Source organism: Campylobacter sp. RM16190, assembly GCF_012978835.1.
Lineage (GTDB): Bacteria > Campylobacterota > Campylobacteria > Campylobacterales > Campylobacteraceae > Campylobacter_A.
The window spans coordinates 218,196-239,146 of record NZ_LIWS01000004.1 but is presented as its reverse complement, the minus strand read 5'-3'; the positions used below and the strand labels follow the sequence as shown (position 1 = coordinate 239,146).

Genomic DNA, 20,951 nt, shown 5'->3' with positions numbered 1-20,951 from the left:
CAAAAAATATATTCAATCACAATATTGCTTTAGCCAATTATCTCTTTTACTCCCAAAACCTTAAGTCTATAACTATCCGCACTAGCTAAAAGCTTTTTGTGTATATCTTTTAGATCTTTAAACTTGTTATTTATGCCGGTTAAATAGCTTTTATTATTTAGACTTACTGAAAAATTATGAGTTGATATTAATGACTGAATCTTTAAAACACTCCATGCAATCTCTCTTGATATTTTAGGCAGATTGCTTTTATCAAAATTTGCCTCTATTTCGTCGATTTGGTTTTTAATATTTTGATAATTAGATCCATCACTTCCATCATCTTTCAAAAATTGATCATAAATTTTATTAAGCCTATTTGGTAGATATAAGGCATCTACGGCTTCTGAAAAATCATTTATATGATCTATGATATCCTCATCTATATCCTCATACTCATCAAACCCCATAAGGCTTTTAACCTTATATAGAGTTTTGCAGGCAACATCTCCAAAAACTCCAAATTTATCTTTATACATCATCTCGTCAATCTCTAGCTCATCCTCATTAGGCTCCATCTTCGTAAGAGATAGATCATTTAGTCTCTGTGTATATTTTCTTACAAACTCACCCATATCCTCTTGCTTGGCTATATAAATAGCCTTGTTAAGCTCAGCTACTAATGCTTTCGTGTCCATGTTAATCTCCTTAAATATTTTATAAAATTATGCACTAGCTTATTGACAGGGCGTGTCATAAATTTTTAAAATTTGATAAAATTACAAAAAAAAGGAGAATATCTTGAAAAACCAATACGACAAACTCCAAGTAAGACTAGCTCATATAATAATGAAACTCAACAATTCCGACACTTTTACACTTAAAGATCTAATGGATGAGTTTGGCATATCTGAAAGAACAGCAAGAAGAGACATGGAAAGACTTAGTCTTTTACCCATAGAAAAAGAAAACGGATCATATTTTATAGACCCTTGCGTGCTTGGCAACTTAAGCTTTAAAGATATACAAAAGTTTGCTACTCTTTGCGGCATCAAATCCATGTTTCCATCCCTTGAAAATAGTTTTATAGCGGAGCTGTTAAATGAAAAAATAAATCAAGCCTACCTAATAAAGCATCAAGGCTTTCAAAATTCTCAAAACGATAAAAAGAAATTTGAAGAGCTAAGCGCTATGATAATAGCCAATAAACAGATAAAGTGTAGATATAATGATAAAGATAGGGTTTTAAATCCCTATAAGCTTATTAATAATAACGGTATATGGTATCTACTGGCAGATGATAACGGTAAGCTTAAAAATTTTACTCTTGAAAAGATTAGTAATTTAAAGATAACCGATAATATCTTTAATCCAAATTGTGAATTTATAGAAAAAATCAAAGCAAATAACACAAATTGGTTCTCCAATGAGTCTATCGAAGTTACCTTAGAGATTAAACCCGAAGCCGCCAAATACTTCTTACGCAAAGAGATACTCCCAAATAAAAAAATCATCTCTCAAACGCAAAACAGTTTGATAATATCAACAAATGTGTCTTATGATGATGAAATTTTAAAAGTAGTTAAGTACTGGATACCATTTATAAAGATAGTGTCTCCTGTATATTTACATGAAAAACTAGTAAAAATTTTAAAAGATTATATATCCTGACACAACCTGTCAGAAGGAGATGTTAAATTTTCATCTGAAATTACATTTGAAAGGATGAAAAATGCTTGGACGTATATTTACAGGAGCTCTGCTTATAGCCGTAGGCTATGGAATAGGAAGATATGTTGCAGAGGGTGAGTTTGGGGACTTTGATATCTTTAGTGATGAAGATAAAAGATCAAAGGTGTCTATACTAGAGGAAGATGACGAAATCATAGAGAACTCATAATGCTTAGATATGCTATTGGTGCTATCTCTATTATTGCTACAGGATATGGACTTAAAAAGTATCTTGAAAATAGCAGCAAAATAGATTTAGATATCAATAATATGGATAATACTCTAAAAAATAGTAATAATATCAGTGATGATGCGAAGTATCAATTCGCATCATCACTAAAAGACTTAGAAGAAGCACTTGATGAGATATACAACCTTCCTGCAAAGATTTATACTATACCGCAAGAAGAAGAGCTAATAAAGATAATAGACTCAAAACTAAAAACCATAGATGGAAAAGGACTGATGTTCGAATTAAAACTATTAAAAGAAAATTTAGATCTAATGCTAAACAAACTTGATGGGATAATTGTAAAATCAAACAACTACTGCTCTTATAGCATAGAAGAGCAAGCTTTCGTATTGGATTTAATATTTTTTAAAAATAGTTGGGCAAAAACATAAATACCATAAATAACTACTGGATTTTATTGATTAATATCTACAAATAACTATATAATTGTAAACTAAAGGAGCTATAATGATAAGACCAAAGCCATTTAAAAAAGTATGCGAACAATGCGGATGGAGCAAGGTTTATTATCCTAAAAGTGATGTGGTTGATGCAAGCTGGGGACTGGAGTCAAAATGCCCAAAGTGTGGCAGTGATAAGTTAAGTAAAACAAATGATATAGTCGGCGTTCAATCAATAATATCAAGTATAAAAGGTGTGTTTAAGTAGCAAAAAGCTTTTGTTGTCTAAAAGCATACATAAAGTTTTTAGTTGTATAATTTAAATAATTATTTAATCAAAAACAAACTAGAGGAGGAAAATATGCTGGCAACAATAGAAAGTGTTAAAAAGGAAACAAAAATAAATAATTTTGAAAATTTATCAAAAGAAAAGATGCAAGAACTTGTATCAAAAATACCGCAAATAAATAAAGATGTTTTAATTAAAATTTTAGAGCAAATTCCAGCGCAGATAGAGTTTTCCCGTGGTATCACTGATCACCTAAGAAGCATGCATGATTCAATACTAAAAGAAAATAGCAATAGCCAAAATGATATACTGGAATCATACAAAAAAATAATAGACATACTTGGAGATAAGTTAAAAGATAATAAGTTATGCAAAGAAGACGAACAATATATTATAGAAAACATAAAGTATCTATTGGAAAAAATGGGCGCCAAAGATAGTGAAAATAAGAATTTTTTATTGGACACTATAAAAACCACAGGTGGTATTTGCTTAAGTGTATTATTGATAGGTTGTTCTTTTTTTATAGGAAAATCTAAACAAAATTTATAGTAAAAAATATTTTAATGATATAAACTTTTTTATAAAATCAAACAAAAAGCTGAAGAGGTTATTTCAAAAAACCTTAGTATTGGCGAATTTTGCAATTACTAGGTCAAATTGGAGATATGATTGATGATGAAGTCGAAAGTTTAAGCGCTAGTCTAAAGCTTATTCAGCTTTATATTGGCTTAGCAAAAGCCAAACTTGCGCTTTATGATGTTAAAAATATCATCAAATCAAAGCTAAGTAAATTATCAAACGGCAATAGTTTTTTAGATCTTCACATCAATGAAAATTTAAGGAAGATATTAAATGAATTTTGAAAAATTAAAAAGTATTTAATAAAAGAAAATAATATTTGAGAGAATTTCCTCTCAAATATTATCTTATCTTGACTCATATTCTTTGGTTTTTATTTTAAAATAGCTTACTAAATCGTCACACTCTTTATCCGATAAAACCTCGATATCCTGTTTTTTGGGTTCATAAATATTATCGCTAAATCCATCCGGGTATGAAATTAACTTTAACTTTTCAGGCACACCGCCTTTAAAAAAGTCTTTGACATTTTCATTGGTTAACTCAAAACTATCCTTTATATTTATATCTTCAGGGATTAAAAAATCACTCTTATCAGTTAAAATAACAAAGGCGCAATGATTATTCTCTTTAATTTCGGTCTTTTTCCTAAACCAAACCCAAAAACTTTCATCATCAAATTTTTGCCAAAATTCACCGTTATTCTTTAGTTTTTCAAATTTACCTTTTTTAAACTCGCAAACAGAAATTTTATCCTTTTCTAGAGTTATTATAAACTCATACATTAATTACTCCCCTCCATATTAACAACTTTCTGGTAAATTTCCTTTTCACTCATTTCCGGATTTAGTTTTTTATATATATCGTTCAATCTATCAGATATAAAAATTTTATCTTTTGCACTTTCTAAATTTCCGTCAATGTATCCGGCAAGCCTATCGGTATCGGAACTACTTTTAAAAACTTCTAAGTGTTTATCCAAAGCTAAATTTTGACTCTCCAGACTTCCTCCAAATTTAGATACACTTACCATTATATGCGGATCAATACTCTCAACACCTTTATTTTCAGCTATCCCTTTTAGTGCGACCGCAGAACCGATTGAAAGATAAGCCAATTTTTCCGCATCGTTTGCATTTTCTAGCTTTTCTTTATCAACCTCTATGCTTTGTATATGCTTCATATAGTCTTTATAGCTTTGAAAATCCTCAGGACTTTTATCTGAATGCGTTGCCTGATAACCTAGTTCCTTAGGATCCGTTTCGTTCCCTATAATTCCTAAAGCCTTCGCAATATCTACAATAGTAGAAACAACTTCCAATGCCTTTGATATATACGGCGCAAGAGTAGTAGCGGCAGTTGCTATTGCCCCGCCTATAGTACTCGCACAACTACTTATAAAACTACAAGCAGCACTTACGGCTGTAGTTAAAAGACCAAACATATTTTATCCTTTCAGATTTAATTAATTGACATATAAAAAGGTTGTTTATTTTCAAATTCAACCATTTCATCGTCTCCATTATAGACCTTATCTAAAATAAGATCAACGCACTCTCTTACCTCTTTTGAAAATTCTGAGTTTTTGTAGAATTTCCTGATAATATATTGGCTCAGATACTCCATATTACTTGGTACATGATTAGCTTTTATAAATTTTCTTAATTCAATAAGCTTAATGTGATCTTTTTTTAAAGCATCCCTCCATTTGATTTCAAATTCATAAAAATTATATTTCAAAGCCTCCTTAATCATTTTATCATCAAGATCGTTTTCAAACTCCAATGACGGCAAAACTCCGCTCTTGGATATAGTTTTATAAAACTCCCTTGCTCTTTTTATAATAATCTCTTCGTCTACGCCACTTCCGCTAGTGTTTGTTTGAGGTTTTATTTGAACCTGAATAGGTCTTATAAAATCCGGATTTGAAACAATAGCGCGTCCTGTTTCCAAATTAGATAAGAAATTTTTTTGCTCATCCTCCAAAGCCATAGTATTTCCTATAGCCTCCTTATCGTCTTGTGCAAAAATTCTATGCACTATCTTTGTATTTGTATTTTTTAACACTTCAGGTGTTAACGTATTTGGAATTTGATCAACTATCACCAAAGACTCTCCGTATTTTCTAACTTCTGCAAGCATATCGGAAAAACTTTGAACTCCTAATTTTTTATTAGGACTATCTCCGGGGGTAAATTTACTAAGTAGCCTATGTGCCTCTTCTATTAGAGTAATATGCCTAAATTGCTTACCTTTGTCTTTGTATTCTTTGTGCTTAATTTTTAAGGCTTCATTTATATTAATCAAAATAAAGCCCATAATTAACGATTTTTCATTGCCGTTTTTAATGTCCTCAAGCTCTAAAACGACATTCTTATCAAGAAGATCCACAAAATTTATCCCTCTTTCATTATTTAGAGTATAAGATTTTGCACCGACTAAGAGTCCTTGAAGTCTTGCATTTATTGAGCCTATATAATCTCTTTTTAATCTCTCGTCAAACCCTTGTTTATCAACAACGCTTTTAGTCTTTGCATACAAATCACTTAAAGTCGGAAAAGCAAAAACTCCATCGGCAAACGGATTTTCAAATTTGCTATTTGTGCTGCTTGTAATATCCCATCCGTAATCCTTATAGCATTCATACAAGGCTGTTTCTATGATTTGAGGAATGGCTGCCTCCATATCAAAAGAAGCCTCTATATTTGCCCTTATCATATCTACTCTTGAAGAAATGCTCTCATGCGGAAAAAACTCAAACGGATTCATTTTAAAAGGAGCTACTTTATTGTTGCCTAGAGTAAAAATAATCAAATTCTTGCTAAATTCGCTATCTTCAAGCATCGCTCTATACTCTGTCTTGGCAGGCTCTATAACTAAAAATGGTAAATTTGCAGATTTTAATATACTTTGGCAAGTTGTAGTTTTGCCACTACCCGTAACTCCGGCTATAAAAATATGTTTATCTAGCCAAGCCTTATCAATACAAACTTTTTTATTCTCTAGCTCGTTTCCGCTTTGTATCATATTGCCAAGCTCAAATTTCTCATAACTTGAGTTTTTTATATCTTTAAAATTTAAACCAAATTCAACCTCTTCTCTTAAAGACAGTCCAACAACCTCTTTTTTAGGCAAAGTAGCTATAACACTAAGTTCGCTTGTAGAAAGCCAATTAGACTGAGTTTTTAAATCCATAGACGAGATGATTCTTGCAGGATAGTTTGTCTTAACTTTTGGAATTTGAAAATTTTTAATCGCCTCTATCTCATTGCTTTTCTCATCTAAAAACTTAAAATCAAGAGGAGCTTTATTGTTTTCATCTCCCGAAAAAATAGATTTTATAGCACGACCAAGTTTGGTTAAGTTTCCGGAGTTTTCATTTGACATTAGATATATGCATGATTTAAAAAGTCCTCTGTTTTTACCGTAATTTAGCCTTTTAATTAATACTTCATCAAGATATTTTAGCCACTCGCTAGCAAATTTATTTGTAGTTTCAAAACTTAAATTTTTACCCGAATTTTTAGATTGTGAATCTCCTTTAGTATCTGACTGATTTGTTGTTTTACTATTTGAAGTACCTGTTGTTGTTGTATTGCTTTTATTCTGGTTTGTGCTTCCTGACTCCGATGCTTCACCGTCACCGCTACTCCATCCTGAACTAGAACCTTTTGAGCTACCCTTTGCCTCTGAATAACTGCTTCCTTCTGTAAAAGAGCTTCCTTGAGTATGAGATGATGTTCTAGTGTCTGTTTCGCCTTCTGTGTGCTGAATTGATTGTTTTGCGATTGGAGATAGAACATTATGCAAATTGAAAATATCCATTTCTATTTGACTTATCTCATCTTTTGATATCGGTTTTGAAAGTATCATAAGACCAAATTCATCACCATTCATAATATCAATCAGCCTATCAATTCCTTGAAAATTTTCTTTATCCTTATGAACGCTAGGCACTCCGGTTACCTTGCCAAATACACTCATATTTCTGACTTTTGAAACAAGCTCGTCTTTATTTTCTACTTTAAAAACCTTACTTCCTCTAAAATTTCCTTCAATACTAGGCTTTAAAACTCTGTCGGCGATATCGTCTATATCAAGCTCAAGCTCTCCATCGTAGCTTGTATCTTTTGCAATACCGGAATAAAACGAAACTCCATCTTTATCTCCGATTATAAGATAAACAAAGATAATACCTTGTATGCCTATGGTGCTAATAACATTTTCAAAAGCCTCTCTTCTTGGACTATCATCTTCAAAAGTAAGCTCTTTGATATGATAAAAGTTAATACCTCTTAAATCTAAATAATCAGCTTCTTGCAAAGGTAAAATTTGCTCGCCGACACCGCTATAACCCTTTACCAAACTTACATACAAATTATCTTTTTGTAGCATTAGATACTTCCTTTTTTTATCTCTGTTTTATAAACTTCATTTTTTATACCGTCATCATCAGATACCACATACTCAAATTCACTAGGGCTAATTAATCTTATATAAACATTACATCCATCATCTTTAAATCCGGTTTCAAGAGCTAGTTTTTTTATAGATCCGCTATTTTCATCTATATTCATCTTGTTTGTGGTTGCGGATGCTAAAGTTGTGTAAAATATCTCAAATTTACTCTCGTCCGCATTTATAAATTTCACCCACTCATTATATTTTTGATTTCTATATATAACTGTTTGAAAGCATCTTTTCCTAATTCTTCCCAAATAGTATTTGAAATTTATATCTACATCGTCTACATTGCGATCAATTACTTGAATCCTACCTCCCTTTCTTGATCTAATAAGCCCAAAAGCTACTCCGGTTTTACCGTTTGGACTCTCTATATCATCATTGTTTTCTCCAAGAGGTCTAAAAAGCTTAAATTCACATATCATAGAAGCCTTTTCTAGCATATCTTGCTTCTCTTTCTCTATTCTTTCGTTAAAAAGTTTTGTTACAAATGCCGACTTGCTAGAATTCCCTGCTAAAAATATATTAAACTCATTTATTTTTAGTATCTCTTTGCTATTTGCTTCATAATTTACGATAGCTTTTCTTAACTCGTTAAAAAAACTATCAACACCTAACTTAATTCTGTTTTCTAGCGTTGATAAAATTTCATTTTTGTCAATATTAAGCTCAAAGCCAGGTATATTTTCTCCTCTTGAATTAAATAGATTTATTGACAAAACTCCGCTATCATAGCTTTCATCATCCATGCCTTCCCAGAGAGGTCGCAATTTTTCCATTAGCTCTTTTGTATTTCTCTTTGCTTCTTGTGAATTTTGAAGCAGTATCTCACTTCCGGGAAATTTTTCACATTCATCGGGCTTTATAAAAGGTATTTTCGCTTCAAGCAGCTTATCTTTATTTGATTTAAACACTTCAAAGCTAATTAACTCCAGTAAATTCTCTCCTCCCAAATACATATCACCGCCTGCACCAAAGTGCTCTATGCAGTAGTCATATCTATCGGTATCAAGCTCCTTATAAACACCAAAGTCAAAATCGGTTGTTCCTCCGCCAAAATCAAATACACCGTAATAAACCCTCTCGTCACCAACAGGATCGAACCCATATTCTTCCAAAGCCATAACGGCATAAGCCGCCGGTTCGCTAGCACCCTCTATAACATTTAGCCTGTCTAAAATTTCTGCTCTCTGAAGCGAATCAGGTAAAGACTTTATAATACCTTTTTTAAAACTAGATAAAATCATTTGCCTTACCTTTACTTCATAAGTAACAGGAAAAGATAGTATATAGTCTAAAAATATTCCGTTATGTTGATTATTTATATAAAGACCCAAATAATAAGCGTAAATTTCAATAGGATTTATATCATTATCGCCTAATTCCAAACTTCCTTTTATTTCAAATTCAGCCCTCTTTTTATCAAAAATTTTAAGCTTTCTATTTTTTGCCCCTGCCCACTGCTTTAGCTCCATTAAATAAGAGTTAAAGTCGCCAGAAGCGGCATTTTTTAGAGAATTTTCAGCCGTGTGAGATATATTTACATCTCTCCATTTCGTGTATGGTCTTCCTTGCTTGGCTCTGTAATCCTTAATAAAATTACCAAAATTTTCAAAGCTGATTATGGTAGGATTTTCAAAATGGCTCTTTTCTACTTTTTTGCCCAGATCTCCTACACCAATCCTCATTGGATTTATTTTTACAGTATCTTCTTGATATACCACAACCGTGCTTTTTGTGCCAAAATCTATACCTATAACCCCATTTTTAATGCTACTCTCAGGATTTCTAGCAGTCAAAGAGCTTTCAAATGGTATAAAAATCGTATTTTTATCGCTATCTTGATCCATCTCCCAAAGCTCCCAAAGCCCTCTATTTACATCGCTTAACATCTTTTCATCATACTCTTTTATATCGGCTCTTATTTTATCTTCATTTAAAAGATAACTTAGATAGTCTTTACCGATTTCTAGCTTCGTTTCATCGGATATGATAAATTTATTATCTTTGAATTTAAACCCTTGCAAAATTTTATAATCAGGCTCGCTAGCTAGCTCTTTTATCTCTAAATTTGATTTAAGGCAGAGATTAAAAATATCTTTCGGAGAAAATTTTTCAGCAGGAATTATATCCATATCCCAACAACGCCAATAGTCTGGAAAATCGATGCATTCACTCTTTACATATGAACCGCCTTCTTTGTAATAACCATATTTACTACTGTAAAGTTTCCATATGATTAATTTTCTTGTTGTTTGTTTAATACCAAAAGCAAGAGTTATTGGTTTAATATCAGAAGCAAGACTAGTGTATTCTTTAATATCATCTCTTAAAACCGGCAAATTATCATATATAGCCTTGACGCATTTTTCTAAAACTTCGTATTCAAATTTTATATCAGAATACTCATCACCTATATAATCTCTAACCGCTTTGTAAATTTCTTCATACTCTTCGCCCTCTGTTTTATGTATAAAAATAAAAATATTATCTTCAGGCATAAAAAACGATCTATTTCCTATACTGATAAGACTATTGGCACTTACAAGTTCATTAAATTTATTATACAAATTCTCTATATTTTTCAGAAACATATAATTTAAATTATTAGAAGATTCTTTATTGTCAGTATTTATAAACTTTTGCCAACTTAAATTAATATCAGCCTCCAGCATCTCTCTTGAGACTTTTAGCCCTTTGATTTGCTTTGTAACCTCACTCATAAAACCACCTTTGTTATTTCTGTTTTATAAATTTCATCTTTGATACTATCATCATTCGATACCACAAATTCAAACTCATTAGGGCTAGCTAATCTTAGATATATAAAACTATCTTTATCGGCTAAGCCTGAGTTTAATATCTTTTTACTTATACCGCTATCATCGATACTAACATTATTTGTGCTAACAGCTCCTTGGGTAGTATAATAAACCTCAAATTCACTCTCGCACGCATCTATAAATTTAATCCACTCTCCGTAATTTTGCTTTCTATCTATAACTGTTAAAAATTTTCTTTTCTTCATTCTGCCTATGTAATATTTAAAATTAATATCCTGACTTATATTTCTATCAATTACATGAATATTTCCTCCCTTTCGCGAGCGTATAAGTCCAAAAGCAACTCCAGTTTTGCCGTTTGGCTTTTCTAGGTCATTGCTATTTTCGCCTATAGGTCGATATAGTTTGAGTTCAAATTTAAAGTTTTTTTCCATCATGGCTTCTGTTTCTTGTTTTATTCTTTCTTTAAATAGCTCATCTACAAATGCCGATTTACTTGAATTTCCTGCCAAAAATATATGAAATTCATTTATTTGTCTGCTGTCTTGAGGGTCTAAATTCTTAGCCGTAGCAAGCCTAAATTCCTCAAAGAAATTATCAACTCCTTTTTTGATTCTATCTTTGATGAGTTGTAAAATCTCTTTTTTATCTATTGATAGAGAAATTCCCGGTATATCTTCCCCGTTAGAACTAAATAAATTTAAAGATATGGCTCCATCCTCTGCAAATTCATTATCTTTTGCCTCCCAAAGTGGTCTTAGTTTTTCCATTAAAGTTTTTGTATTTATTCTTGCCTCTTGTGAATCGCTAATCAAAATTTCGCTTCCAGGAAATTTTTGTGCCTCTTGGTATAAAGTAAATGGAATTTTATTTTCAAGCATTAAATTTATGTTTTTCTTAAAAACCTCAAAACTTGCAAGTTCCAGTAAATTTTCTCCTCCCAAATACCTATCTCCGCCGGCTCCAAAGTGTTCTAAAATATAGTCGTATCTAGTATTAGCATCAGCCTCTTTATAAATACCAAAGTCAAAATCTGTCGTTCCTCCTCCAAAATCAAATACACCGTAATAAACTCTCTCATCATTAACAGGATCAAATCCATACTCTTCTAAGGCCATAATAGCATAAGCTGCCGGCTCACTAGCACCGGCTCTAACATTTAGCCTATCTAAAATTTCGGCTCGTTGAAGCGAATTTGGCAAAGACTTTATAATACCTTTTTTAAAACTTGACAAAATCATCTCTCTTACATCAAGCTCATAAGTAACCGGAAAAGACAAGGAGTAATTTAGAAAAATTCCGTTGTGTTGATTATTTATATAAAGCCCTAAATAGTATGCGTAAATCTCGATAGGATTTATATCATTTTCTTTTATATTTACGCTATTTGGGATTTCAAACTGCACGCCTTTTTTATCAAAAATTTTTATTTGTTTATTGCGTTTTCCTGCCCACTGTTTAAGATCGGATAAATAAGAGTTGTATTCGCTTGACGCACTTGCCAAAAGCGAGCTATAAGCTGTATGAGAGATATTAACATCACTCCATTTTGTAGGAGGCTTGCCCTCTTTAGACCTATAATCCTTGATAAATTGACTCAAATCGTTAAAATTGATTATAGTCGGATTTTCATAGTGTAATTTTTCTACTTTTTTACCCAAGTCACCTATACCAACTCGCATAGGATGTATTTTAGCGCTCTCGCCTTGATACACTACTACTGTGCTTTTGGTTCCAAAATCGATACCTACGATACCATTTTTGATACTACTTTCAGGATTTCTTGCTATCAAAGGATTCTTTAATTTTATAAAAAGCGTATTTTTATCGCTCTCATCATCAATATCCCAAAGCCCCCAAAGTCCACGGTTTATGTCGGTTAGTATCTTTTCATCATACTCTTTTATATCTGCCCTTACTTTATCCTCATATAAAAATTGCCTTAAATATCGGCTATCATAATACAATTCTGGGTTTTTGGATAATACAAATTTTTTATTTTCAAATTTAAAACTTTTCAACATCTTGTATTCAGCACTGTCTTTAAAGTCATCTATATTTAAATTTAATTCAAAAAAACTAGCAAAAACTTTATATGACTCATCTTTGATTGCTACATATATTCCTTTGCTTGGATGTTTGGTATCCTTTTTGGATACTAATTTGGTTTCATCAACACTAAAATGCTCGTTCACTACATTAAAAAAAATTTTATTCTTAGGATTAGGTGTTAAATCATTTTTATTTTCTAAAATATTGATTGCACTATTAGTAGTTCCTGCGGCATATATATATAAACCTAATTCTGCAAAGGTGTGAGATATTTTGCTATTAGAGTTTTTACTATCAGAACTTTCACTGTGAAAATCAAAACAAAATCTATTTTCTATCGCATCATATACAACATCAGTTGCAACAACAAATCTTTTTATATTTTTAAATTTTTGATACAAATTAAAAATATGCTTAGTAAAAATATTATTTGAATTTTTAAAATTAGAATTATAGTTTTTTAGAAATTCTTTCCAACTACTATTTATATCACTTTCCAACTTATCTTTTGAAATTTTAATTTGATGAATTTGTTTTGTATCTAAACTCATTTTTTATCCTAACTTTACTATTGATTGTCTTTTAGTATCTTTTGTGTTGATATTTACTATTCCGCGCAAAATAATACTTGTGATTTTACCGCTATGATCTATACTTGAATTATGCCTCATATACTTTGTGGCATCAAATTCATCTCCTACTTCTACGCTGTCAAGCTCATAAATTCTACCGCTTGCTTCTTTATAATACTCAAAAAGAGAGTAAAAAATCTCTATAAGTTTATTTGTTTCGTCATCTTGCCCTTCTCTTAAGATGCTACTAAGATAATCCCATAGATTTTCTATATTTTTTGGTTGAACCCCCACGGCTATAAAAGTAGCTAGACTATCGCCTCTTAAAATATTTTTTAGTTTTTCTCTCTTTTGTTCCGATAAACTTAAAAATTTATCATAAGCACTAAAGTCGCTCTTAAATTTATCAAGTTCTTTCTGGCTTTCGCGTGATTTTTCCTCTAAATTTTTATTTTTAGTATTGCTTTGTTCTAGTTTGTTTTTAAGAATTTCTTTTTCTTTGTTGCTTTCTTGCAAGTCAATTTCAAGCTTATCGTTTTTCTTTATATTTTGATCCAATTTTGATTTTAAGTCAGAATTTTGATCCCTAACTTTATCTAGCTGACTCTTATATTCTCTCTCCTGCTCTGAAAGTCTCAAATTTTCTGCTGATAGCTTTTCTTTCTTATCCTCAATATCTTTCAACTTTTTTAAAAGTGTGTTTTCATCAAAATTTTCATCTGCAATACCAAAAATCTTTTTAAGCAAATGTTTAATTCTTTCTATAAAATTACTCTCTATTTTCTCTCTCACTTCTTTATCCTCCAGCAAATTTATTAGTTTTTCTTTAAATTCTTTATCATTCATTAAAAGCTCCTTGTTGCATTGTAATTAATTTTTTATTAAATGATTGTATCTTTTTTAAAATATATATGACTTTAAAAATATTAAAATTTACTATGCTTTATGAGCAAAAGTATCAAAACTTAATATTATTCTTATAAAAAGCCTGCATTGGCAATAAAAATAATAAAACTCATTAAAATCTCAGTAGAAAATTATAATTAGCCACTATTTACAAAATCGCTAATCGACCTACAAGTATTTTAATATAGATTTTAGACAGGTTGTGTCATTTTTAGTTAAGTCATCGTAAATTTCTAATTATGCTTGCAAACCTTAAAATACTTTAACTTGGCTATAGATATTTGTATGTTATATTTATATGATAGTTGTTGCTTTTAAATATCATATTTTCTTTAGAAGTATTAATTTGTTTTATAAAAAGCTTACATAACCTACTTAAATATACTCTACATTTCAACTCCTACTATGTCATGCGTACTTTTAATCTGCTCTACATTAGTAAAATTTGCAATCTTTGGAAATTCAACCCTTTGATTTTGTTCCACACACATCTCCCACTCCATAAGTCCATTCTCCCTTAGCTCTTTTATAGATACATTATTTAAATATCCGATTTGTAATGTATTGCTATTTTTTATGAACTTGTCAATAGAATAGTGCTGCTTAATATTCTCAATACCCTCTTTATCATCCCAATCTTTTAAATATCTTGTTATATTTGCAGCTATCCCTGCGTAGTTTATTTTTGTTACTTTATCCCATAGTTTTTTGCCACTTATAATAACTCTTGAGAAAAATTTAGATATCTCGTTAATATTTCTAGGGTTAAAACTTTCTAGCTCATTAGGCTTTAGAGCTAGTTTTTCAATAATTTCATCTGAATATAGCCCTTTGTCTATAGCTTGCTTGGCTTCATCAAATCTATCGTTTAGATATATATAAGGCGTATAATGCTTATTTTTCTTAAAAAGATATGCAGTGTTTTCTTGTTTAAAATACAGATGTCTTCCTTGCTTATTATGAAGTATAGTGTTGCTGCCCTCTTTGATTAGTTTTGTGGTTTGATCAAAGTAGCCCATAAGATCATACATTATCATACAGTCCCTGTAAGCTAACCCTAGTTAGATATTTTTCATTGTCTTTGGGTTCGTACTTTAGAATTATGGCTTTTGCATATCGATACTCTTTTAAAATTCCTTTATATCCTTTTTTCTCAATAATCTCTTTCTCTTTTGCTGGCTCTATGTCGCATTCGGATTGTTTTATTATTTGACTGTTATCCAAAACTTGACCCGGCACTATAATTAGCTCAGTATCTTTTTTGGGTGTATAGTAAAGCTGAGAAGGCGTTTTGTAAACTTCATCGACTTTATCTTTTAGCCCTAAAACTTTGTTGCATTATCCATATATATCTTATATCCGGTATCTTTATGTTCTGAATAATTAAATGCATTGGGTGCTGGTATTAGAAGTCTAAATTTCTGCGTCTTTTTGTCCAAAAGATGAGAAGCTGAAGGATAGATATAGCCTTGAATACCTTTGGAATTTAGAGTATTTACCGCATCATTTATTGTAAACTGCGGCTTTGTATTGTCGCTATTATCTATATCATAAATTAGCAGGAGGGTTAACTTTTGCTATATTTTCATTACTTCTCTCCTGCCTGAAATACAGCCGTCGATATAGCCGAATATGACTTTAGGGTACTTTCTAGATTGCAAGGATCTATCTCTATTTCTTTCCATCCGTTAAGGGCTTGATATTTTGGTTTTTTCTTTGTGCTACTCAGTAATAGTTTAAAATCATCACTTACGCTAATTTTTATCTTATCGCTTTGCGGTATTGCGGCACCGTTTTTCTGTTTTTGCTCTATGTATATATTAAATAGACTTTTAAATTTATACTTATCATTCTTGCCTTTAATGGTATCTATATCCTTACCGCTTTCAAGCTCTTTTAGTAGTTTTACTGCATCCATCCTTGCTTCGCTTACACTATTGCCTTCTCTAAACTCACCTATTGTAAGCGACTTATCATCTTTTGTTCTTATAAAGAATGCTTTCTTACCACTTGGATTAAGCCATAAATATAACTCTTTGGGATTTCCTACAGCTATTTTCTTTTTAGATTTTGGAGGTTGCAGTTTTCTAATATCTTTATCTTGAAGGTTTGCCTTAGAGATGTTTGCCATTTAATTCCTTTCGTTTCCATGTTTTCTTATGTTTTTTACAAAAGTCCCAGAATTAAAAAAAGTCCCTTAATTAGTCCCTGAATTAATCAGAAACAATTATAGCACAAAGGGTAATCAAAGCAACTAATTGGAAATCAAAAATGCTGTAAAGCCCTTAAGTAAGGCATTTAACAGAATTAAAAGGAAGGGATTGAAACTTAAAGAAAGTTTAAATGGTGGAAGCGAGGGGGATCGAACCCCTGTCCAAAAACAAACCGCCCACAGCCTCTACACGCTTAGCAAAAGTGAAAATTTCATCTAGCAAAGCTCACTTTCCAAAACCAAAAGCTAGACTAAGACAAAATTTCAGCTTATAGTTCGTCATACCACAAGCCTACTCTATCTATGGTTACTCGCTATATTTTTTAGATAGTATCAAAAACAAGCAAGGCTCAACTGAACTTACGCAGCTTTAGCGTAAGCAGGAGCGAATTTAACGTTATTTGCGTTTAATTTTAATTTGAGCTTTTTACGCTTTGCTCAAAGCGACGTGCCACCATGTGTGCTCTGCTCCTGTCGAAGCCAAGTCGCTCCCATAAAAAGTTACGTATTGTAGTTTATTTTAATCTTTTTGTCAAATATCGAGTCTTGAAGGAATTTTCACAATCATAGGATTTAAAACACTAAAAAATTCAGCATCAACCTCTATATCTTCACGATATTTGCCAAATTGATCACTTACCACTAATAGCCAATCCACAAATTCATCATTTGCAGGCCCTCTTAGATCCCTTGCTTCAGAGCAAATTTCTTCACTAAGAGTAGTAAGTTTTAATATAGGATCAATCTTCATAAATGATGTAGCCGATTTAATATTGTGAAAAATTCTAAATAACTCCTCTATACTACTCTTGTATCTATCCTCCCTAGCAAGATCAATTATGAGAGGTTCCATAAGCTCACACATCATAGAATAGTGCGTTAAAAATTCTTCAACAATATCATAAGAGTAGTCAATTTCAAGATTTTTCAATATCCCCATTTTTATATCCTTAAATATTCAGAGTGATTGTAGCATTTTTTTGATAAAATTAGAAAATTTAACTAAATAAAAAGTGATATAGAAATGCTTTTAAAAGAAAAAAAAATTACAATAACCGACATCAAAAACAAAAAACTAATCCAACCTATAGTTCCCATAGTTGCGATTACAGCTTATGATGCACTTTTTGCTAGGCTTTTTGATGATTACGTTGATATTATTTTAATAGGAGATAGTCTTAACTTGAGCTTCAATGGCAAAAAAGATACATTAAGCTCCTCAATGGAGATTATGCTGTATCATACAAAAGCCGTTTGTGCTGGCTCAAAACACGCTTTTAAAGTCGCAGACATGCCTTTTGCAAGCTACATAAATGAAAAAACAGCAATTAAAAATGCTTCGAAATTTTTTAAACAAACCAATGCCGAGGCTATTAAGCTAGAGGGTGGACTAAGAGTAACAAAAATCATAAAAAGGCTTTGCGAGGAGGGAATAAGTGTGATGGGCCATATAGGGCTTATGCCCCAACAGGTAAGATTAGAGGGTGGATACAAAGTAAAAGGTCGCGCACAAGATGATGAAAATAGGCTTATTGAAGAGGCAATAGCTATAGAAGAGGCTGGCGCATTTTCTATAGTTATTGAAGGAGTAATAGAAAGCGTAGCAGAAAAAGTGGCTAAGAGTGTTAAAATACCGGTTATAGGCATAGGTTCAGGAGTTAAGGTGGACGGGCAAATTTTAGTCTGGTCAGATATGCTAGGATTCTTTGAAGAGTTTAAACCAAAATTTGCAAAACGTTATATCGATGGCTCAAATTTAGTTCGTGAAGCGGTGCAAAGATACGCGGAAGAAGTAAAAAATAGAGCATTTCCAAGTGAAGAATACAAATATAAAATTTAGGATAGATAATGAAATTTAAAATTTTAATATTATTTTTAATTTTTACAAGTCAAATTTTTGCTATACAGAGTGAAATATCGCAGGCTAGAGATGCATTTGAAAAAAAAGATTACAAAAAAGTCAAGGAAATAGTGACAAAAATTTGCGATAAAGGCGATGGATACGGATGTGCTGTTTTGGGAGATATGTATTATAAAGGGCTTGGCATCGAGCAAGATAAAAAAATGGCATACGAGTTTTTTAACAAAGCTTGTGAGCTAAAAAATGGGACAGGATGCTTTGATCTAGCCCTTATATATAAAAAAGGCGAGATTGTAAACAAAAATACAAAAAGAGTTTTTGAACTTTACTCAAAGGCTTGCGAGCTAAAAGAGGATAATGCCTGCACAAATTTGGGCGTTATGTATTACAATGGTGAGGGTACTGAAAAAGATCACCGCAAAGCATTTGATCTTTATTATAAAGCTTGCGAACTATACAATGGAACTGCATGCTTTAATATAGCATCTATGATATACGAAGGAGTATCTACCGAAAAAAATTATAAAAACGCCTTTAAATTTTTTGATCGCTCATGCTATATGAAAAATGCTCTTGGATGTAATGCTCTAGGCATAATGTATGAAAATGGCTACGGAACAGATAAAAACGTCTATAATGCCTACGATTCATACGCAACAGCTTGCCATATGGGCAACGAAAATGGATGCAATGCACTCGGAATCAAATTTGAAAATGGAAAAATAGACGAAAAAAAATACGAGGAGTATGAGTCTATAGCGGCATCTTGCAAAATGGGTGATAAAGAAAGATGCGAGATATTAGCAAAGCTTTTGGAGAAATTTTAAGACGATCATGGATAGAATAGTCGAGATAGAAAAAGTAAGCTTTGAAAGCGAATTTGAAACCTCTTTAAGGCCGAGCAAATTTGAAGACTATATCGGGCAAGAAAAGATTAAGCAAAATTTAGATGTATTTATAAAGGCTGCGAAGAAACGCGCAGAGTGCCTTGACCATGTGCTTTTTTACGGACCTCCAGGACTTGGTAAGACAACCCTGGCTCATATAATCGCAAACGAGATGGGAGTGAGCATCAAAATGACGGCTGCTCCTATGATAGAAAAGAGTGGCGATCTAGCTGCAGTGCTTACGAATTTGCAAGAAGGAGATGTGCTTTTCATAGATGAGATTCACCGCCTTAGCTCGGCCATCGAAGAGGTGCTTTACCCTGCAATGGAGGATTTTAGGCTAGATATCATCATAGGCTCGGGACCTGCCGCGCAAACCATTAAAATTGACCTGCCTAAATTTACTCTAATAGGAGCTACGACAAGAGCCGGCATGATCTCGGCTCCGCTTAGAGATCGCTTCGGAATGGACTTTAGACTTCAGTTTTACAGCCACGAAGAGCTAGCCAAAATCGTTCAAATAGCATCCGTCAAGCTTGGCAAGGAGTGCGAAAAGCTAGCCGCACTTGAGATCGCAAGACGCGCCAGAGCAACTCCTAGAATCGCGCTTAGACTGCTAAAACGAATTCGCGACTTTGCCGAAGTAAACGATGAGCTCATCATCTCTCAAAAACGTGCCAAAGAGGCGCTTGACGCACTTGGAGTAAATGAAATCGGCTTTGATGAGATGGACATAAAATATCTTAAAATTTTACTTGAAGCCAAAAGAAGACCACTAGGATTAAACACTATGGCAGCTGCACTTAGTGAGGATGAGGGCACGATAGAAGATGTTATAGAACCTTATTTACTTGCAAACGGCTTTATTGAAAGAACCGCAAAAGGTAGAATAGCAAGCGCAAAATGCTTTGATACTTTTAAACTAAATTTTAAAGAGCAAAAAGGACTTTTTGATGGTCAATAACAGTAGAATTTTCTTCGGAATTTTCGTATTTTTCGCAATCTCTTTGGTTATTTATTTATTTAAGCCATTTTTGCTAAATATTTTTATAGCCGCCCTACTAGCGGTCGCGACATCCAATATAAACGTTAAATTTTTAGAACTTACCAAAAACAACAAAACACTATCAGCAGCACTTACTACGGCAGTTTTGTTTTTGCTGTTCATCGCTCCTTTTATCTACGCCGTGATAGAGCTTACAAGACAAGCAGCTGGATTTAATATGAATAACGTTACAAATACTATTGATTACATCAAAAACTATGATTTCGCACTTCCGGCAAGCATAGATTTTTTAGAACCTAAATTTAAAGAGCTGATTGCAAATATAGACATAAAGGCGATCTCAGCTAACATTATTTCAAATTTAGCAAACATTGGTAAATTAAGCGCTAAATTCTTAACCGATATGGTCATAATCGTAGTTTTTGTATTTTTCTCTTTCGTTTACGGAAACGATCTTGTAAGTTATCTAAAAGAGGCTCTTCCTATGCAAAAGGAGGATACTCAATTCATACTTAGCGAAGTAGCAAATGTAATGAGCGTCGTGTTCTTTTCGATAATAGCCAATATGATCTTGCAAGGATTTTTATTTGCCATTATAACGATGATATTTGGATACAACGGCTTTTTAACAGGCATTGTATTTGGTTTTTCATCTTTAATTCCAGTAGTCGGCGGGCTACTTGCATGGGGGCCTATCAGCCTATATGAATTTGCCAACGGAAATACGATGGGAGCGATAACAATAGCGCTTTATACTATAATTATGATATCAATAGTGGCAGATACTTTTTTAAAACCATTAATAATTAAATTTATAAATGATAGACTAGTTGAGATTCCAACTAAAATCAACGAGCTTCTTATATTTTTCGCGATGATAGCAGGCATCACAACATTTGGTTTTTGGGGCATAATACTTGGCCCAGCGATTGTGACATTCTTTCTCTCCACAATTAAGCTTTATGTCTTACTTAAAGAGAGATCCTTTGTCTAA

Annotated in this window: 21 protein-coding genes and 1 other RNA gene; 10 read left to right on the top strand and 12 right to left on the bottom strand. The window is 32.3% G+C overall.

Going from position 1 to position 20,951, the window contains the following annotated elements; translation table 11 throughout:
• Positions 1-29 precede the first annotated feature (29 nt).
• Positions 30-677 (bottom strand): hypothetical protein, encoded by a 648-nt coding sequence (locus CDOM16190_RS06500; RefSeq protein WP_170019400.1) that lies wholly within the window; start codon positions 675-677, stop codon positions 30-32.
• Positions 678-780: 103 nt separating this feature from the next.
• Here CDOM16190_RS06500 and CDOM16190_RS06495 point away from each other — a divergent pair, with 103 nt between their 5' ends.
• The 6 genes from CDOM16190_RS06495 (at position 781) to CDOM16190_RS06470 (ending at position 3,498) form a co-directional block, all read left to right on the top strand.
• Entirely contained in the window at positions 781-1,650 is an 870-nt protein-coding gene (locus CDOM16190_RS06495; RefSeq protein WP_249934128.1) for a helix-turn-helix transcriptional regulator, read from the top strand.
• A 61-nt stretch (positions 1,651-1,711) separates the two neighbouring features.
• Positions 1,712-1,879, top strand: coding sequence for a hypothetical protein (locus CDOM16190_RS06490; protein WP_170019399.1), 168 nt, complete (start codon positions 1,712-1,714; stop codon positions 1,877-1,879).
• On the top strand, positions 1,879-2,334 hold the full coding sequence (locus tag CDOM16190_RS06485) for a hypothetical protein (RefSeq protein WP_170019398.1): 456 nt from the start codon (positions 1,879-1,881) through the stop codon (positions 2,332-2,334). The genes CDOM16190_RS06490 and CDOM16190_RS06485 overlap by 1 nt, the downstream gene beginning before the upstream one ends.
• Positions 2,335-2,410: 76 nt before the next feature.
• Positions 2,411-2,611, top strand: a complete 201-nt coding sequence (locus CDOM16190_RS06480; protein ID WP_170019397.1) for a hypothetical protein — start codon at positions 2,411-2,413, stop codon at positions 2,609-2,611.
• 93 nt (positions 2,612-2,704) lie between these two features.
• A complete protein-coding gene (locus CDOM16190_RS06475; protein ID WP_170019396.1) occupies positions 2,705-3,184 on the top strand; it encodes a hypothetical protein in 480 nt (159 codons plus the stop codon).
• An 89-nt stretch (positions 3,185-3,273) separates the two neighbouring features.
• Entirely contained in the window at positions 3,274-3,498 is a 225-nt protein-coding gene (locus tag CDOM16190_RS06470; RefSeq protein ID WP_170019395.1) for a hypothetical protein, read from the top strand.
• A gap of 63 nt (positions 3,499-3,561) precedes the next feature.
• On the opposite strand, the gene CDOM16190_RS06465 is transcribed toward CDOM16190_RS06470, so the two are convergent.
• From CDOM16190_RS06465 to CDOM16190_RS06415, 11 genes are all read right to left on the bottom strand, one after another.
• Complete coding sequence (locus CDOM16190_RS06465) at positions 3,562-3,999, bottom strand: hypothetical protein (protein WP_169973114.1); 438 nt, start codon at positions 3,997-3,999, stop codon at positions 3,562-3,564.
• The gene (locus tag CDOM16190_RS06460) at positions 3,999-4,658 is read right to left on the bottom strand and encodes a hypothetical protein (protein WP_170019394.1); all 660 of its coding nucleotides are present in this window, start codon (positions 4,656-4,658) and stop codon (positions 3,999-4,001) included. Before CDOM16190_RS06460 ends, CDOM16190_RS06465 begins: the two co-directional genes overlap by 1 nt.
• 17 nt (positions 4,659-4,675) lie before the next feature.
• Complete coding sequence (locus CDOM16190_RS06455; protein ID WP_170019393.1) at positions 4,676-7,609, bottom strand: ATP-binding protein; 2,934 nt, start codon at positions 7,607-7,609, stop codon at positions 4,676-4,678.
• Positions 7,609-10,401 carry an acetate and sugar kinases/Hsc70/actin family protein gene (locus CDOM16190_RS10720; RefSeq protein ID WP_249934127.1) on the bottom strand — a complete coding sequence of 931 codons (2,793 nt, stop codon included), beginning with the start codon at positions 10,399-10,401 and terminating at the stop codon, positions 7,609-7,611. Before CDOM16190_RS10720 ends, CDOM16190_RS06455 begins: the two co-directional genes overlap by 1 nt.
• Positions 10,398-13,064, bottom strand: a complete 2,667-nt coding sequence (locus CDOM16190_RS06445) for an acetate and sugar kinases/Hsc70/actin family protein (RefSeq protein WP_249934126.1) — start codon at positions 13,062-13,064, stop codon at positions 10,398-10,400. The genes CDOM16190_RS10720 and CDOM16190_RS06445 overlap by 4 nt, the downstream gene beginning before the upstream one ends.
• Before the next feature lie 3 nt (positions 13,065-13,067).
• Positions 13,068-13,931 (bottom strand): hypothetical protein, encoded by an 864-nt coding sequence (locus tag CDOM16190_RS06440; RefSeq protein WP_170019392.1) that lies wholly within the window; start codon positions 13,929-13,931, stop codon positions 13,068-13,070.
• 446 nt (positions 13,932-14,377) lie between these two features.
• On the bottom strand, positions 14,378-15,028 hold the full coding sequence (locus CDOM16190_RS06435; RefSeq protein ID WP_170019391.1) for a hypothetical protein: 651 nt from the start codon (positions 15,026-15,028) through the stop codon (positions 14,378-14,380).
• Positions 15,015-15,215 carry a hypothetical protein gene (locus tag CDOM16190_RS06430; protein WP_170019390.1) on the bottom strand — a complete coding sequence of 67 codons (201 nt, stop codon included), beginning with the start codon at positions 15,213-15,215 and terminating at the stop codon, positions 15,015-15,017. Before CDOM16190_RS06430 ends, CDOM16190_RS06435 begins: the two co-directional genes overlap by 14 nt.
• A gap of 364 nt (positions 15,216-15,579) precedes the next feature.
• Entirely contained in the window at positions 15,580-16,122 is a 543-nt protein-coding gene (locus CDOM16190_RS06425; RefSeq protein ID WP_170019389.1) for an Arm DNA-binding domain-containing protein, read from the bottom strand.
• A gap of 213 nt (positions 16,123-16,335) precedes the next feature.
• Positions 16,336-16,696, bottom strand: a transfer-messenger RNA (tmRNA) gene (gene ssrA, locus CDOM16190_RS06420).
• Between the two features lie 39 nt (positions 16,697-16,735).
• Positions 16,736-17,143 (bottom strand): phosphorelay protein, encoded by a 408-nt coding sequence (locus tag CDOM16190_RS06415; RefSeq protein WP_170019388.1) that lies wholly within the window; start codon positions 17,141-17,143, stop codon positions 16,736-16,738.
• An 84-nt stretch (positions 17,144-17,227) separates the two neighbouring features.
• Between CDOM16190_RS06415 and panB the strand changes: the two genes are divergently transcribed.
• Genes panB through CDOM16190_RS06395 form a run of 4 tightly spaced genes read left to right on the top strand, consistent with a single transcriptional unit; the run spans position 17,228 to position 20,951 of the window.
• Positions 17,228-18,043: a 3-methyl-2-oxobutanoate hydroxymethyltransferase gene (panB, locus tag CDOM16190_RS06410; RefSeq protein WP_169973098.1), complete on the top strand. Its 816-nt coding sequence runs from the start codon at positions 17,228-17,230 to the stop codon at positions 18,041-18,043.
• Positions 18,044-18,051: 8 nt separating this feature from the next.
• Positions 18,052-18,891, top strand: a complete 840-nt coding sequence (locus CDOM16190_RS06405; protein WP_170019387.1) for a tetratricopeptide repeat protein — start codon at positions 18,052-18,054, stop codon at positions 18,889-18,891.
• Positions 18,892-18,898: 7 nt separating this feature from the next.
• Positions 18,899-19,915 carry a Holliday junction branch migration DNA helicase RuvB gene (gene ruvB, locus CDOM16190_RS06400; RefSeq protein ID WP_170019386.1) on the top strand — a complete coding sequence of 339 codons (1,017 nt, stop codon included), beginning with the start codon at positions 18,899-18,901 and terminating at the stop codon, positions 19,913-19,915.
• The gene (locus CDOM16190_RS06395) at positions 19,905-20,951 is read left to right on the top strand and encodes an AI-2E family transporter (RefSeq protein ID WP_170019385.1); all 1,047 of its coding nucleotides are present in this window, start codon (positions 19,905-19,907) and stop codon (positions 20,949-20,951) included. The genes ruvB and CDOM16190_RS06395 overlap by 11 nt, the downstream gene beginning before the upstream one ends.

What these genes read in the sequence shown, in the direction of transcription:
- CDOM16190_RS06500 (WP_170019400.1), bottom strand. Translation starts at nt 677, where the DNA reads ATGGACACGAAAGCATTAGTAGCTGAGCTTAACAAGGCTATTTATATA.
- CDOM16190_RS06490 (WP_170019399.1), top strand. Translation starts at nt 1,712, where the DNA reads ATGCTTGGACGTATATTTACAGGAGCTCTGCTTATAGCCGTAGGCTAT.
- CDOM16190_RS06485 (WP_170019398.1), top strand. Translation starts at nt 1,879, where the DNA reads ATGCTTAGATATGCTATTGGTGCTATCTCTATTATTGCTACAGGATAT.
- CDOM16190_RS06480 (WP_170019397.1), top strand. Translation starts at nt 2,411, where the DNA reads ATGATAAGACCAAAGCCATTTAAAAAAGTATGCGAACAATGCGGATGG.
- CDOM16190_RS06475 (WP_170019396.1), top strand. Translation starts at nt 2,705, where the DNA reads ATGCTGGCAACAATAGAAAGTGTTAAAAAGGAAACAAAAATAAATAAT.
- CDOM16190_RS06465 (WP_169973114.1), bottom strand. Translation starts at nt 3,999, where the DNA reads ATGTATGAGTTTATAATAACTCTAGAAAAGGATAAAATTTCTGTTTGC.
- CDOM16190_RS06460 (WP_170019394.1), bottom strand. Translation starts at nt 4,658, where the DNA reads ATGTTTGGTCTTTTAACTACAGCCGTAAGTGCTGCTTGTAGTTTTATA.
- CDOM16190_RS06455 (WP_170019393.1), bottom strand. Translation starts at nt 7,609, where the DNA reads ATGCTACAAAAAGATAATTTGTATGTAAGTTTGGTAAAGGGTTATAGC.
- CDOM16190_RS10720 (WP_249934127.1), bottom strand. Translation starts at nt 10,401, where the DNA reads ATGAGTGAGGTTACAAAGCAAATCAAAGGGCTAAAAGTCTCAAGAGAG.
- CDOM16190_RS06445 (WP_249934126.1), bottom strand. Translation starts at nt 13,064, where the DNA reads ATGAGTTTAGATACAAAACAAATTCATCAAATTAAAATTTCAAAAGAT.
- CDOM16190_RS06440 (WP_170019392.1), bottom strand. Translation starts at nt 13,931, where the DNA reads ATGAATGATAAAGAATTTAAAGAAAAACTAATAAATTTGCTGGAGGAT.
- CDOM16190_RS06435 (WP_170019391.1), bottom strand. Translation starts at nt 15,028, where the DNA reads ATGATAATGTATGATCTTATGGGCTACTTTGATCAAACCACAAAACTA.
- CDOM16190_RS06425 (WP_170019389.1), bottom strand. Translation starts at nt 16,122, where the DNA reads ATGGCAAACATCTCTAAGGCAAACCTTCAAGATAAAGATATTAGAAAA.
- CDOM16190_RS06415 (WP_170019388.1), bottom strand. Translation starts at nt 17,143, where the DNA reads ATGGGGATATTGAAAAATCTTGAAATTGACTACTCTTATGATATTGTT.
- panB (WP_169973098.1), top strand. Translation starts at nt 17,228, where the DNA reads ATGCTTTTAAAAGAAAAAAAAATTACAATAACCGACATCAAAAACAAA.
- CDOM16190_RS06405 (WP_170019387.1), top strand. Translation starts at nt 18,052, where the DNA reads ATGAAATTTAAAATTTTAATATTATTTTTAATTTTTACAAGTCAAATT.
- ruvB (WP_170019386.1), top strand. Translation starts at nt 18,899, where the DNA reads ATGGATAGAATAGTCGAGATAGAAAAAGTAAGCTTTGAAAGCGAATTT.
- CDOM16190_RS06395 (WP_170019385.1), top strand. Translation starts at nt 19,905, where the DNA reads ATGGTCAATAACAGTAGAATTTTCTTCGGAATTTTCGTATTTTTCGCA.